Source organism: Paenibacillus apis, assembly GCF_018333295.1.
In the GTDB taxonomy this organism is placed as follows: Bacteria; Bacillota; Bacilli; order Paenibacillales; family Paenibacillaceae; genus Fontibacillus; species Fontibacillus antibioticophila.
Window position 1 is genome coordinate 33,894 of record NZ_BORS01000008.1, and the last position, 13,486, is coordinate 47,379.

Annotated in this window: 15 protein-coding genes; 4 read left to right on the plus strand and 11 right to left on the minus strand. The window is 43.7% G+C overall.

All coding sequences use genetic code 11. The features are described from left to right. Positions 1–161 precede the first annotated feature (161 nt). On the minus strand, positions 162–2,486 hold the full coding sequence (locus tag KI362_RS12660; protein WP_301627511.1) for an ABC transporter permease: 2,325 nt from the start codon (positions 2,484–2,486) through the stop codon (positions 162–164). Positions 2,487–2,488: 2 nt separating this feature from the next. Beyond that, positions 2,489–3,193 carry an ABC transporter ATP-binding protein gene (locus KI362_RS12665; RefSeq protein WP_301627512.1) on the minus strand — a complete coding sequence of 235 codons (705 nt, stop codon included), beginning with the start codon at positions 3,191–3,193 and terminating at the stop codon, positions 2,489–2,491. Positions 3,194–3,434: 241 nt separating this feature from the next. On the opposite strand from KI362_RS12665, the gene KI362_RS12670 reads away from it, so the two are divergent. From KI362_RS12670 to KI362_RS12680, 3 genes are read left to right on the plus strand one after another with little or no spacing between them, the layout of a single operon-like run. After that, entirely contained in the window at positions 3,435–3,803 is a 369-nt protein-coding gene (locus KI362_RS12670) for a GntR family transcriptional regulator (RefSeq protein WP_301627513.1), read from the plus strand. A gap of 5 nt (positions 3,804–3,808) precedes the next feature. Continuing rightward, positions 3,809–4,678 carry an ATP-binding cassette domain-containing protein gene (locus KI362_RS12675; protein WP_301627514.1) on the plus strand — a complete coding sequence of 290 codons (870 nt, stop codon included), beginning with the start codon at positions 3,809–3,811 and terminating at the stop codon, positions 4,676–4,678. A 1-nt stretch (position 4,679) separates the two neighbouring features. Next, entirely contained in the window at positions 4,680–5,363 is a 684-nt protein-coding gene (locus KI362_RS12680; protein ID WP_301627515.1) for a hypothetical protein, read from the plus strand. 244 nt (positions 5,364–5,607) lie between these two features. Here KI362_RS12680 and KI362_RS12685 read toward each other — a convergent pair whose 3' ends face one another. From KI362_RS12685 to KI362_RS12720, 8 genes are all read right to left on the minus strand, one after another. After that, positions 5,608–6,252, minus strand: coding sequence for a class I SAM-dependent methyltransferase (locus KI362_RS12685; RefSeq protein ID WP_301627516.1), 645 nt, complete (start codon positions 6,250–6,252; stop codon positions 5,608–5,610). A 24-nt stretch (positions 6,253–6,276) separates the two neighbouring features. Next, positions 6,277–6,597 carry a hypothetical protein gene (locus KI362_RS12690; protein WP_301627517.1) on the minus strand — a complete coding sequence of 107 codons (321 nt, stop codon included), beginning with the start codon at positions 6,595–6,597 and terminating at the stop codon, positions 6,277–6,279. A gap of 284 nt (positions 6,598–6,881) precedes the next feature. Continuing rightward, a complete protein-coding gene (locus KI362_RS12695) occupies positions 6,882–6,977 on the minus strand; it encodes a putative holin-like toxin (protein WP_306432682.1) in 96 nt (31 codons plus the stop codon). A gap of 420 nt (positions 6,978–7,397) precedes the next feature. Continuing rightward, complete coding sequence (locus KI362_RS12700; RefSeq protein ID WP_301627518.1) at positions 7,398–7,811, minus strand: cupin; 414 nt, start codon at positions 7,809–7,811, stop codon at positions 7,398–7,400. A 30-nt stretch (positions 7,812–7,841) separates the two neighbouring features. Beyond that, entirely contained in the window at positions 7,842–8,672 is an 831-nt protein-coding gene (locus KI362_RS12705) for a sugar phosphate isomerase/epimerase family protein (protein WP_301627519.1), read from the minus strand. Between the two features lie 33 nt (positions 8,673–8,705). Continuing rightward, positions 8,706–10,022, minus strand: a complete 1,317-nt coding sequence (locus KI362_RS12710) for an anaerobic C4-dicarboxylate transporter family protein (RefSeq protein WP_301627520.1) — start codon at positions 10,020–10,022, stop codon at positions 8,706–8,708. A gap of 121 nt (positions 10,023–10,143) precedes the next feature. Then, positions 10,144–11,013 (minus strand): fructoselysine 6-kinase, encoded by an 870-nt coding sequence (locus KI362_RS12715; protein ID WP_301627521.1) that lies wholly within the window; start codon positions 11,011–11,013, stop codon positions 10,144–10,146. A gap of 39 nt (positions 11,014–11,052) precedes the next feature. Beyond that, the gene (locus KI362_RS12720) at positions 11,053–12,027 is read right to left on the minus strand and encodes an SIS domain-containing protein (RefSeq protein WP_044478954.1); all 975 of its coding nucleotides are present in this window, start codon (positions 12,025–12,027) and stop codon (positions 11,053–11,055) included. 207 nt (positions 12,028–12,234) lie between these two features. Here KI362_RS12720 and KI362_RS12725 point away from each other — a divergent pair, with 207 nt between their 5' ends. After that, positions 12,235–12,945 (plus strand): GntR family transcriptional regulator, encoded by a 711-nt coding sequence (locus KI362_RS12725; protein ID WP_301627522.1) that lies wholly within the window; start codon positions 12,235–12,237, stop codon positions 12,943–12,945. A 308-nt stretch (positions 12,946–13,253) separates the two neighbouring features. Here the strand turns inward: KI362_RS12725 and KI362_RS12730 are convergent, their stop codons facing one another. Next, entirely contained in the window at positions 13,254–13,349 is a 96-nt protein-coding gene (locus tag KI362_RS12730) for a putative holin-like toxin (RefSeq protein ID WP_222860707.1), read from the minus strand. Positions 13,350–13,486 lie beyond the last annotated feature (137 nt).

The window sequence follows — 13,486 nt, forward strand, 5'->3', positions numbered from 1 at the left end:
GTTAGAATTGATATCGTCAATGCATTCTTTACTTCCACGGCCTCACTTCCTTTCGAAGGGAAACCATGCCTACCCAAGATTCAATTGTCCTACCTATTGTACCATCATCTACCATGATGATGAAGAACAATCGCCAAATCGCTATTCTTATGAATGGAGTGCTATTCCAAACCTTTCAAGGATTCAATCATATGGATGCGGGTTACTTTTCGTCTGAGCAGCAGATTGGCCATGATGGTGAGCATAAATGCAACCAGTGCCGCTACCAATACGATGGCAATATTCAATTGATCCGGAATTTGCTGATGGGTGCTCGACAACGCTTTTACAACCAGCTCATATACATATCCGCAGATCGGGAAAGCAACTAGCACAGCCAACGTCGTAATGATGATATTTTCAAAAAAGATAAGCCGGTTAATTTTGTTTCTGTAATAACCCAATACTTTAAGTGTTGCAAGCTCTCGGTTCCTCTCGAAGATGTTGATGGACGATATGGTATAAATGGCACCAAACGAAAGGAATACGGCGCAGACGATAAACGCAATAAAAGGAAAGCTGTTTTGCTGCAAAATATAGCGGGCTTCTTTCCGAACATCGTCCATACCGGTCAAAGCGGCCACCCTTTGATCCTGCCCAAAATAGTCGCGAATGACATCCACATCTGCCGAAGGATCAGCTTCCACCAAAAGCGTAGTCGGCTCGTAGTCCAGTCCAAAGCTTGTCAAATAGTCTTGCGTGATATAAAAAGCCGGGTTGGAATATTGCGTAGAGATTTTTAAAACCTTCATTTCTACAGTTTTGTTGTCCAGCCCTGGACTTTTAAAAATAATAGCAATGAACTCCCCTTCCGCAATGCCCATTTGGTCCGCATACGACCCAGGCACGATCACGCCATTATTCTCCAAGCGCAAAGGATTTCCGTCTTTATCAAAAAAATGAATAAGCTCGTTATCCTGTTCCGTCACTATTAAGGAAGCTGTTTCGATTTGCTCATCCTTCTTCAATTCAATGGGATAAGAAGACAAAGCATAATGGCTTGCAACACCGTCAGGGAGAGTAAGGTCATCCAGGGCTTCGCTCGTTTTGTAATCAACCCGCAAGTCGTAGGAGTATACCTTCTCGAACTGACTCGCCACTTGTTGCAAAGAAGCTTGCGTGCCAAATGCCGTAATCAACAACACCGTGCTAACCATAACGCCAATTGAACTCGCCAGCACTTTCCGTTTATTCAAAAAGATATTTCGCAAAATGAGCTTATAGTTATATGGCAGGCGGTTCCAAAGGCCGGGAATTCTTTCGATGAATATGGCTTTCATCGATTTTGGCGGTTTGGGGCGCATCGCCTGGGCTGCGCGCTCCTTCAATACATTCCTTCCGCTAATATAGCAAGCAATGATTCCGAATAAACTGGAAATAAGGATTGGCGGCAAGATTAGATCCAGCGATTGGGAAAATTCAATACCCGGCAACGAATAAGACCTTGCATTGGAGTTTATGATGAGAGGAACAAATACCAGCGCTGAAATGACATAGCCTACAACAGACCCAATTATACTAACCAACACGGGATAGCCCATATAATGAAGCATAATGCTGCTGTTTTTTGTGCCCAAAGCTTTCATGATGCCAACCTGATTTCGCTCAGATTCAATCATTCTGGACATGGCCAGGCACAAGATTATGGCTTCGATTATAAAAAGCACGAGAGGTATCACCTTGCTCATCAGGCTATTATTATGCCGCGTATCCTTCAAAAGCGAATAGCCGTATGCACGTTCCTTGCTCTCTTGGCCCAAGTAGGAAAGTTCTGCGGACTGTGCCTCAATAGACTTGCCGAGTTGTTCGACATCGTAATCATTTTGGGCATCGACCAATACCTCATTGTAGAACAAACGCCCTGTAATATCGGGTATGCTTTCTTCCGCAATATAGGCAATTCCATAGTTTTTATGATCCTGCGTATTGCTCTTTTTCACGTGCTCCACGTTTTCGCCCAAGCCGCTGATGGTAAAGGCATGCTCCGTTTCATGGACGTTCATCGTGATTTGATCGCCAACCGCATAGTGATGCTCCCCAGCATAGCGGGAATCCACCAGAATCTCGCCTTTGCTTGACGGAAGAGCGCCTTCGGTTAAAGCGATCGTATTGATTTCGTTGTTTTCGGGTATGGAATGAATGATGAACGACGCGCTGTAGCCTTCGAAGGCTTCCGTGGCGTCAAAGGTATAGCGTCCCTCCAGCTTTTGAATCCCTTCCGCTTGACTTAACTCCGCGATCTCCTCTTGGGAGATTTCGCGGTAGAACACTTTCAGGTCGCTTAAATTATGTTCTTCGAAATATACCTCCGAATAATCGCTCAAATCATTGCTCAAGGTGGCTAGTCCCGTGTAGAAAAAGGCGCCTACGGCGACAACCAGCACGAAAGAGAGAAACTGCCCTGCCGACTGTTTAATATCCCGGAGTAATTTATAAAAAAGCTTCATGCTTACCACTCAATCCCTTCGGCGCTTTGTCTGTTTTCATTGATTGTAATGCTTTCAATCTTTCCGCTCTTTACCTTAATGATTTTGTCCGCCATCTGAGCGATCGCTGAATTATGCGTAACCAGAACAATGCATTTTTTCATTTCTCTGTTTAAGTCCTCCAGAAGCTTCAACACGGCTTTTCCCGTCACATAATCCAATGCCCCGGTTGGTTCGTCGCAGAGCAGAAGCAGCGGATTTTTGGCAACGGCCCTGGCAATCGCCACCCGCTGCTGCTCGCCTCCGGAGAGCTGGGAAGGAAAGTTTTTAATCCGGCTGCTTAATCCTACTTTCTGCAAAATACTCTTGGCATCCAGATGGTCCTTGCAAACCTCGGCTGCAAATTCGACATTTTCCAATGCGTTCAGGTTCGGGATCAGATTATAGAACTGAAAGACAAAACCAATCTTTTCGCCGCGATATCGGGTTAAATTCTTTTCGTTTAATTTCGTAACTTCTTGCCTGCCCACAAGAACTTGGCCCGAGGAAGCTGTATCCATGCCGCCTAATATATTGAGAATCGTACTTTTGCCGGCTCCGCTTGCCCCCAAAACAACAACAAATTCCCCTTCCGATATGGAAAAATCAATTCCATCCAGCGCTTTGATCGATACCTCGCCCATTTTGTATTCTTTTGTCACGTTTTTGAATTCAATCAGCTTATTCACGTTCTCCATCTCCTTTGATTGTCTGTGCGGAAACTTCCGCGTCATTCGGGTTTATCCTTCGCTTTGGTATATCGGCATGATAGTATGTTACCTATGTAGCATACTGTAATGCATATTCATTTCCCTGTCAACAGACTCTTCTGGTTTATTTTCCATGCTTCAATCCACTATTGACAATTGATTCTGCATCCCTTATGGTATGTTAGATGAGTAACATACTAATAGGACGAATGGTGAAGCTATGACCATCACTTTCGATGATAATCTACCGATTTTTCAGCAAGTCGCCCATATAATAGAGGATGATATTCTGAACGGCACGTTCCGCGTGGACGAACAGATTCTTTCCGTTGCCCAGTTTTCCCAGCTGCTTCAAATCAATCCGGCAACCGTGGTGAAAGGGATAGCCTTGCTCGTAAATGAAGGAATTTTGTACAAAAAAAGAGGACTTGGCATGTTTGTTTCGGCAGATGCAAAAGAGAAAATTCAGTTGAAGCGTAGAGATCGTTTTTATAAGGAAATGCTGACGAGTCTGCTGAGCGAGGCCGATAAGCTTGGACTGACAACCAACGAAATCATTGCCATGATCAAACAGATGAGAAAGGACTGAAATCCGTGAGTATAGCCTTGGCTTGCGGCAATTTGACCAAATCCTACGGCACTATCGCCGCATTGCGGAATTTGGATTTGCAGTTGGAGGAAAACGTGATTTACGGCTTGCTTGGGCGGAATGGCGCCGGCAAGACTACTTTACTGAATATCATTGCGGGCGGAATCGCGGCGGATTCCGGCACGATCCAGGTTAACGGAAAGCGGCTCGGCAAAAGAGAACTGCCGGAGAACTTTTGTTATGTCCGCGATCAATATCGGCACTTCGGGGAAGCACGGGTGATCGAGGCTTTGCAGGTTGCCGCGAATTTCCATCCCCAATGGGATTGGAACTACGCCCGGGAACTGCTGGACCTTTTTCTGGTCGATCCGGACAAAAAGATCCGGCAGCTTTCAAGAGGTACCCAGTCGCTGATCGGAAATATAGTCGGCCTTGCAAGCCGGGCCTCATTAACCTTATACGATGAGCCCGTGCTGGGGCTTGACGTCTTAATGAGGGAGCGGTTCTACAAGACACTGTTGGAGGATTACGCCAATCATCCACGCACGATTTTGCTGTCCACGCATTTGATCGACGAAATTGCACCTGTTGCGGAACACATCTTCATCCTTGAATCAGGCTCACTCCTGCTGCAGGATGACATGGAGAAGATACGCATGTCCGCCTATCTCCTTCGGGGAAATGCAGAGGCTGTCGCTTCGTTTACGGAAAGCAAGCGCGTTTTATACCACGAGGCCTATGGACGGGGCACGCTTGCTGCTATTTACGAACAGCTTGCTGATACAGACTTCCGGCAAGCCCGCGAATTGGATATTTCGATCGAGGCGCTGAGTCTTCAAAAGTTATTCCTGTATTTGATTGAAGGGGGTCTCTGATTTGGATACTTTGGCCGTTTATTTGAAATCAACTTACAGACAGCTCAAAATGTATGTTTGGTTTGTCTTAATGATTATCTTGCTTGGCAGAACTGCCGAACTTATCGTTACTTCCCTCACAGACAGCAGCGGGATATCCCGCCTTTCCGAGGCTAATATGCTCATTATCCTGTTGCCGCTGATAGCTATCGTGCTGCCATTAAGCTATTACAGACGCATTGTTCATTTAGGCGCTAGCAGAGCGCAATATTTCAGGGGGCTGCATGGCGTTTATGCCGTCTGGGCGGCGACCGTTGCTTTGCTCAACTCCCTTTGGATTCTGCTGCAAATGCATGTATTTCACAATTATTCCGGTACCGTTGATTTAGTCGACGCCTTTCATTGGAACGACTTTGGCTTCACAGGATCGTTCCTCTATCAGACAGCTTTTTACCTGATGGCCATGGCGCTTCTTAGTATGCTTGCATCGGGGTATTCCAACCCTGTAGGCTGGTTGTTGTCCGCGCTGATCCTAGCAGCGATTCCGCTCGGAACGGCGATTCCTTCATTGCGAGTTCATGTCGTCTCTTTTTTCCGAACGTTGTTGTTCAACGACTCGCTTTTGCTTGGTGTCAGCTTCAACCTCTTGCTTTACCTTCTATTCGCGGCAGGCGGATGGCTGTTTACTAGAGTGCGGGTGCATTAATTCTGGTAATCTGATGTTGACTATGCTTTTCACCTATAAGCATGTTATTGCAATTGTTCATGTTCCACATTATGTGTAATGCTCATACAAAAAGCGTCATACTTTCGAACGCACTTACAGAAAGGCGTACAAAAAGTTGACGCTAATTATACTACGGTGTTATCAGATGTAGGGCTCTTCCTCGGGAATCTCTCGAATAACTATTTTCATTGGATTCTTCTCATAGATATCGTCTTCATAAAGATCAGACTTTTGAGGTATTACTGTTACTTCTTCCATAGATATATCTGAGTTTATAAGTTCTAGAAACGTCATTTGAGTATTCGAAAACTTCTTCTACTTCCCCTATTTCTTTTATTTCCGTTTCACTGAAATGATTGATTAAGTCATCTTCATCAAAAAAGTGCGATATCTTTCCCTTCTTATATTCAAAAGTATTATATTCGACTTCCTTACCCACACCAAAAGACTCATCTTCATTTGAAAAACACGTAAAATAATATATCCCGCCCTCATTTAATTGCTGGATACATGTTTTGATGAGTCTCATTCTCTCCGACTTAGTAAATAAATGAATAAGGTCATAACAATAGATTGCATCATATCTTTTGTTATTAAATGATAAATCAAATATGGATCCTTCAATAAAGTGACTTCCAGTATCCCATTGTCTTCCAAGTAAAACCGCTTCGGATGAGATTTCAATTGCATCGACTTGAAAGGTATCAGATAGAATTTTTGTATTCCTTCCGTACCCTGCTCCCGGAACTAAAACTGTTTTAACACTATTCAGCGCAAAAATTCTCTTTGCGTCGATTACTGTTTTACTTGGTTGTCTCCCCCAAATATGCCCTTCATGAATAAATCTGTTATTCCAATATTCTTTCATAATAATTACCTCTGTTCTATGTATTTAACGATCAGCAATTTCAGCTAGCATTCTTATCTTATCTTCTATATAGTCATATATCATTTTTATATCTTCTTCATAATCTTGATCGATTTCAAAATATTTAACCTTAGCTTCTTGGCATATTATTCTGAATTCGTTGTGTTCATTAATAAAATCATTAATTATCCGTTCCTCTTGATAGCCCCGTGTTTCTATAGCGTTTCTGTTATTAATTATGTATGTAAATTTCTCATTAATATATTTATTGGTAAATCCAAGGAAAACTGAAATAATCTCTCCCGGGTAAATTGTTTCTATTTCTTTCAAATAATGTGGAAACAAATAGCACCCTTCTACTATAAGGCTCTGATTGTTCTCTAACTAGTCATAATAATTCCTTTAATAATAGGCCATAATTTATCTCCAATAACCTCGTTACTATCCAATGGTGTAAACCCACAATTACTCAATTTCAGGTTTTCATGGTCCTGGAAATATGGTATCATTTGTATTTGAAAACCGGGTGCTGCTAACACCCGGCTATACAATTGGCTTGGATGGATATATCCCTTCAGTCAATTAGGACACAAAAACCCACCTATGGCCGCGAAACCTTAGGGTGGGTTTTACTTTTTCTTGTAGTTATTCCCGATGTATGTTAAAAGAGCCAAGACAAATGTTGCGAATAGAATCATGATAGTAATTGCGTCTTTCAACTCCATGATCTCACCTCCTCTCGAAGGGAAACCATGCCCACCCAAGATTCAATTGTACTACCTTATCCTACCATAATATCCCAATAATTGATAGAACGCTCGTTGGTTGTCATCTTTATTACAAGCTCTTGCCGGAACTTCCTATAAGTCCTTGTATTCACGAACCCGAGAGGCTTAAGGCTACGCAGTTGCCGTCCCCCCGCCACTCAGCCCTGCAGGTTTGTCTGCTGATTCCGCTTCCTCGAAAATCCTCTGCAGATCAAGGAATGACTCGTTCGATTGGCCAGTGGGCGATTGAACCAGTAACTCATATTGGGTTGCTTGCTTCTTCTATATTAAAGCACTTTTGCAAAATTGGACAGAAAATAACTGCGAGCGTCCCCCTGTAGATTACAGAGAAACGCTCGGAATGACAACCAGTTTGAATCAATTAATAAATATTTCAAGTGCTCTTTTTCTAACATCAACTAACTCCGTCTCGCTCATTTCGCAATATTCACTGTTTTCATTTGTGGTGTTTGCGTCTTGAACATACATCATTTTTGTGTCTTTTTGCATAATCGTATAAAACCAAGTATCTTGTGGTACATTATAGATCTTTCCCAGTTCCATCTCGATCAGTTCAATATCGAACCGATCATCCTTCCTTTCCGATACCATTAGAATTGCCTTGCCTTTTACCAAAATGAACTGTTCGTCGGTTTCGCGATGCACTTCCAGACGATGAATGCCATTGATATCGTTATCCGGTTTCCAGTTTTTAATGCATACCAGCCATTTCTCGTTTTTATATACGCATTCAATGCCTTCGCCCTCATGAGCATAGATATTCGCCTTCATTAATTTATCATTCCTTTCGCAGGTTAACTATCAAGATAAGTGCTCTTCGAACCACGTGAGCGAATCCCGCATCGCTTTTTCAGGATCCAGGATATACCTTCTATCCAGCAATTCAAGGCCCAGATATCCCTTATAATCGATATCATTCAGCGCCTTTAACGCTTCGGCCATATCCAACACGCCTTCTCCGGGAACGAGATGTCCTCCGGGATTGCCATCAACAAAATGGACATGATCTAAATCATTTCCGAGTTCTCTTATGAAGTCATGGATCGTATCCTTACCTGTCGTTGCCATAACATCCGTATCCGCCAAGCCTTTCAAATACGGACTCCCGACTTCTTCGATCATCTTAGCGATATGCCCGGCCTGGTTAAATACTTGTGTAGAAAAGCTGGTAAACGCCTCCATGGGAAGATAGACTCCGTTCGTTTCAGCCGTTTTACAAATTTCGCTCAAAGATTCCCTGCACCATTCCCATGCCTCCGTCTCATCAGCATCCAAATAGGCAATTCCCGTCGTCACCAGCACTCTGTCACATTCCAGAAGCGACGCAGCTTCAATATGCCGGCGAAAATATTCGACACTTTGTTTGCGGTATTCCGGATCCGGATGGCTGATGCTGACCGGATAGACATACTGTTCTGGGGTCAAGCAGACAACTTTTAAGCCCTTTGATTTTATCTGTTGGTATAAACATTTAACCTCTTGAATCGTAAAATAATCCAAATGAAAATGCGGTCCTGACGCCCATAACTCAATATTGCGGAAGCCCAACCGAGCTGCGGAATTCAAAAAATACTCTAGAGAATACCTTTTATAATGATAGTTTGCGGCCGCCACTTGCGAGATCTGTATCATACTAACGAAATCCCTCCTTCTTCTTTACCCCCCCTAAATTAAAACGCTTCCAATTAAAGTGGCTACAACGATAGAGATAACACTATTAATTAATCCCGGTAACATAAAACTGTGATTAAGTACAAACCTGCCGATTTTGGTCGTTCCAGCGGTATCAAATGAGATGGCGGCTAGGCACTGCGACGCGACTGGCAAAAAGTAGTTGGCATTGACGGCCATCCATGCTCCGATGATGATGTAAGGAGGCAAATCAAGAGCGATAGCAATCGGAATCATAATTAACGTCGTGGCTCCTTGGCTTGTGGTTAAAGCTGCGACGATGAACATGATCACGGCAAGCGTCCATGGATAGCTATTTACGATAGTAGCAACATGTTCTTGAATAAAAGCGGTTTGTCCGTTGATGAAGGTACTGCTCATCCACGCGAGCCCAAAAGCACAAACCATCGCCAGCGCCCCTGCCCTGAATATCGGACCGTTAAGAATCGTTTCGATTGCCGGTCGACCAAAGATAATGATGAGCGTAGCGCAAACCAGCATAATAATCTCAATCGTATACGGCATGGATAAAATAGTAATCTCATCGCCCTGTACCCAGGATGGACGGAGATGGGTAAACAGCCCCATGATAACGATCGTCAGAACGCCCAGCAAAAAGAGAACAACCGAGACTTTCGCTCCTTTTGAGACCGCTTTTTCCTCTGCGCTTTGTTCCGGTTTGACGATTAACCCTTCCGCCAACCTACGCAAGTATTCCGGATCTTCCTCCAGTTCTTTCCCCTTGCGAATCGTCAACAATGCACTTGCAATGATGCCTAACAGTGTTGCAGGTATCACGATGGCCAAAATGGTTCCCAAACTCACACCAAGGGGAGCCATAAATCCGATCATAGCCGCGGTAGCCGCAGATACCGGCGAGCAGGTGATGGCCTGCTGGGAAGCGATGATACTGTTAGAAATCGGCCTTTCCGGTCTGATTTTATTGTCAATGGCCAGTTCATTGATGATTGGCAATAAGCTATAGACGACATGTCCCGTCCCCGACATGAACGTAAATAACCAGGAAATGATCGGAGCTATAATCGTAATATTTTTAGGCGACTTTTTGAGCATCTTTTCCGCCAGATGGACGAGAAAATGAAGCCCTCCCGAAGATTGCAGCGCGGAGGCCGCCAATACGACCGCCAAAATAATCAACATGACATCGATGGGAGGCGCCGCCGGTTTGACGTGAAAGATAAAGACAAAGATCGCCACACCCACGCCACCGAGCAAGCCCATAAATACATCGCCTTTTCTGGCGCCAAAGAATATGAGCAAAACAATAATTAACAGTTGAAACCAAAACATGAAGGTTCCCCCTCCTTATATGAATTTACCGACCTATCTAAATAAGCAGCACTTGCCACCATAAATGAATACGCTTACAATCAGCCGGTTTAAGGTGTATCTTTTGGTTTCGGAAGTTTCTTTATAGAATTGCTGTCCCATAGCCAAAAGCACCGTTGATTCGGCATATCTTCGCGGCGAACGCAGCCCCCTGCTCCATGCTTGCTTTGATTCTACGGAGCATCTCCTCATCCGAACCGGAGAACAAGTTGCCGTCTTCCGAGCTTCTGATCATCCCTATAAGAAAAGCTGTTAAATAAGAATCGCCCGCTCCCATCGTATCCACGGTTTCCGTCAATTCAGCCTGCTGGTATATCCATTGATCTTTATAAAGCGCGTATGAGCCGTTTTCCCCCACCGTTCCTATCACCATTTGGGAGCCGAAGGTCTGGGCCTTCCGCATTTCTCTTTCTCGTTCGCTATCCGATAGATGGCTGCAGGAAAGAAAGGAAATGTCCGCATGCCCGCATACTTGCTCTAAATACTCGTCATTCCAGCGCACCGAGAAATCAAAGGAGATCGGTACATTACTCTTTTTTAAGGTCTTCAAATCCCCCTCGATGTAGCTGTTAAGACTGGTATGAATCACGGAAAATTGTTCAATATAATTCAAGTCCTCTTCCGTAAAATCCCAAGCCTTTTCCTTCGCTATACCGCCCTTGTTCGATCCGAGAAATATGCGGTCTCCGTTCTCCAATGTAACTCGCGCATAGCCGTTCTCTCCTTCAAAGATCCGGCAATGACTATGCTCAATCTCCAACTTCTCCATCACCTGTTTGATATATTCGGCGACTTGATCATTGCCAAATTTCCCTATATAAGACGCTTGCATTTCGCACATTCTGGCATACGCGCAAAAGTTTAGGGCGTTGCCACCAGGGTACATCATACCCTGGTGGACATACTTGTCTACTACGTTGTCTCCAATGCCGATAACCTTATATTGTTTCATAAAAATAATCCCCTTCGAGGCTTCTAAATGTAGGTAAAATTAATATTCAACCTTCCACATATATCTGCGGGTTGTAAGCGGATGCTCTCTTTCCACCGCCAGAGCTTGGTTGTAAACCGGGTACACGTTGTTATACAGGGAGTGGTTGAAGTAATCGACCACGGAGCTGTCGATGGTGGACAAGCCCAAATCCTTGGCGTCTAATACTTCTACTCTCTTGGCATAACGGTTCAGGAACTTCAGCGCTCTTTCATCCAGGGGCCGTGTGCTTCCTTCAGAAATTTGAATGATAAACGGAATCTCGGCATCTGTAATCTCAAACGGTCCGTGGAAAAATTCGCCCGAATGAATGCTGGAGGAGTTGATCCACTGCATTTCCATGAAGATACAGATGCTTTCCATGTAGGCCGCCCCGTAACCGGCTCCGCTCGCCATGGTGTAAATGACGTTATCCTCTTTGTGATTTTTGGCGAACGTCAGCGCGCGTTTGGCCACATGTTTGCAAGCGTTTTTAACAATCTGATCAATTTTGGCCACGCCGTCGAGGAATTGATTATAGTGCTCGTATCCCTCAGTTTGGTTCAATGCCTCTACCGCCGTCAACAGGGCTTTTATGGTTTTTTCGCCAGCGATATCCTTGCCTTCGCCAAAGGTATATTTCACCACATAATCCGCGTGCTCCGTAATTGGCGAATCCGTGAGCCAGGTTAACGCAATGACTGGAACGCCCGCCTTTTTGCCGATCTCGGCCGCTTTGACCGTTTCCGGCGTATTACCCTTATGGGAAGCTACCACCAGCACCGAATTTTCGCCAAATGATTTAGGCGTGTTGTATACAAACTCATTGCTGTTATACAGTCCTACTTTAATGTTCTTGGCCTCTTTTTCCAGAAAGGTTTTGGCCGGATAAAAAGCCCCATAAGAACCTCCGCATGCTACATAATAAATCTGCTTAATGCCTCCGACCTCTTGCTTCTCCGCTACAATTTCTCCAATAATCTGTTTTATGTCCATCTTCTTCTCCTTGTATGATACATTTTATTTTTTTCATCCCACACCGGTGATTTGTATTGGAATGTATTAATGAAATAGTAGCACATAGTAATACATAAAACAAGTACACTTTATTGCTTTTTTATGTTCATAACAAATTATCTTTGTTATAATATAGAGACGGATTGATAAAACAATATAATACAAAGTTTTTTTGGAGGTATAACCATGGTTGATCATTCTGAATCCGTGCCATTATATAAACAACTGCAAGATAAAATCCTGGACTCCATCCATAGCGGTATCCTTGCACCGGGGGACAAACTCCCCACGGAATTGGAATTAAGCGAAACGAACAATGTGAGCCGCGTGACGGTCCGCGCTGCTCTCGATTCACTTACCTCTGAAGGTTATTTAGTGCGAATTCCCGGAAAAGGTACGTTTATCACGAAAGAAAAGATCAGAAAGAACGTCACGGAGACGATTGGGTTTAGCGACACTTGCAAATTGCAAAACAAAATCCCTGGCGCAAAGGTCATTAAGTGCGTGATTGAAGAGGCTACGTTACCGGATCAGGAACATTTGGGCTTAAAACCCGGAGATAAAATCATTAACATCGAAAGAATCAGGTATGCCGACAATATTCCTGTATCTGTGGAATACACCCGTCTTCCTTCTTCCTATTCTTTTTTGCTACAGGAGGATTTAAATCATAAATCTTTATACGAGATTTTAAGAAACAAGCACAAAATTTCATTTGGCATATCGCGAAAGTATATTGTGATGGAGTACGCCTCCTTCGATGTGGCCACCTATTTAAATATCAAGGAAGGCCATCCTCTGCTTTGCATCAGAAGTACCGTCAGCAGCCCGGACGGGCAAAAAATTCATCGTTCCAAACAATTGATATTAGGGGATAGATTTGAATTGATTGTTTAAACGGTTGTTCAAACAAGTCATCTTTGATCGCGAAGTTGAGTTCTGTTACGGGTAAGCAATTGGGCCAATGAATAAAAAAAAGCCCCGCAATTGTTAGCAGAGGAGCCGGATTATTATTTTCTTTTTCCAGTTTTGATTTATCATTACTCCAATTTCAGGTTTTCATAGTCTTGTAAATATGGTATCATTTGTATTTGATAGCCGGGTGCTGCTAACACCCGGCTATACAATTGGCTTGGATGGATATATCCCTTCAGTCAATTAGGACACAAAAACCCACCTATGGCCGCGAAACCTTAGGGTGGGTTTTACTTTTTCTTGTAGTTATTCCCGATATATGTTAAAGGAGCCAAGACAAATGTTGCGAATAGAATCATGATAGTAATTGCGTCCTTTAACTCCATGATCTCACCTCCTCTCGAAGGGAAACCATGCCCACCAAGATGCAATTGCACTTCCTCATTCTACCATAATACCCCAATAATTGATAGAACACTCATTCGTTGTCATCTTTATTACAAGCTCTTGCCGGAATTCCCCA

Excerpts from the sequence above, each read along its gene's own strand:
- KI362_RS12660 (WP_301627511.1), bottom strand. The coding sequence starts at position 2,486 with ATGAAGCTTTTTTATAAATTACTCCGGGATATTAAACAGTCGGCAGGG.
- KI362_RS12670 (WP_301627513.1), top strand. The coding sequence starts at position 3,435 with ATGACCATCACTTTCGATGATAATCTACCGATTTTTCAGCAAGTCGCC.
- KI362_RS12685 (WP_301627516.1), bottom strand. The coding sequence starts at position 6,252 with ATGAAAGAATATTGGAATAACAGATTTATTCATGAAGGGCATATTTGG.
- KI362_RS12695 (WP_306432682.1), bottom strand. The coding sequence starts at position 6,977 with ATGGAGTTGAAAGACGCAATTACTATCATGATTCTATTCGCAACATTT.
- KI362_RS12700 (WP_301627518.1), bottom strand. The coding sequence starts at position 7,811 with ATGAAGGCGAATATCTATGCTCATGAGGGCGAAGGCATTGAATGCGTA.
- KI362_RS12705 (WP_301627519.1), bottom strand. The coding sequence starts at position 8,672 with ATGATACAGATCTCGCAAGTGGCGGCCGCAAACTATCATTATAAAAGG.
- KI362_RS12710 (WP_301627520.1), bottom strand. The coding sequence starts at position 10,022 with ATGTTTTGGTTTCAACTGTTAATTATTGTTTTGCTCATATTCTTTGGC.
- KI362_RS12715 (WP_301627521.1), bottom strand. The coding sequence starts at position 11,013 with ATGAAACAATATAAGGTTATCGGCATTGGAGACAACGTAGTAGACAAG.
- KI362_RS12720 (WP_044478954.1), bottom strand. The coding sequence starts at position 12,027 with ATGGACATAAAACAGATTATTGGAGAAATTGTAGCGGAGAAGCAAGAG.
- KI362_RS12725 (WP_301627522.1), top strand. The coding sequence starts at position 12,235 with ATGGTTGATCATTCTGAATCCGTGCCATTATATAAACAACTGCAAGAT.
- KI362_RS12730 (WP_222860707.1), bottom strand. The coding sequence starts at position 13,349 with ATGGAGTTAAAGGACGCAATTACTATCATGATTCTATTCGCAACATTT.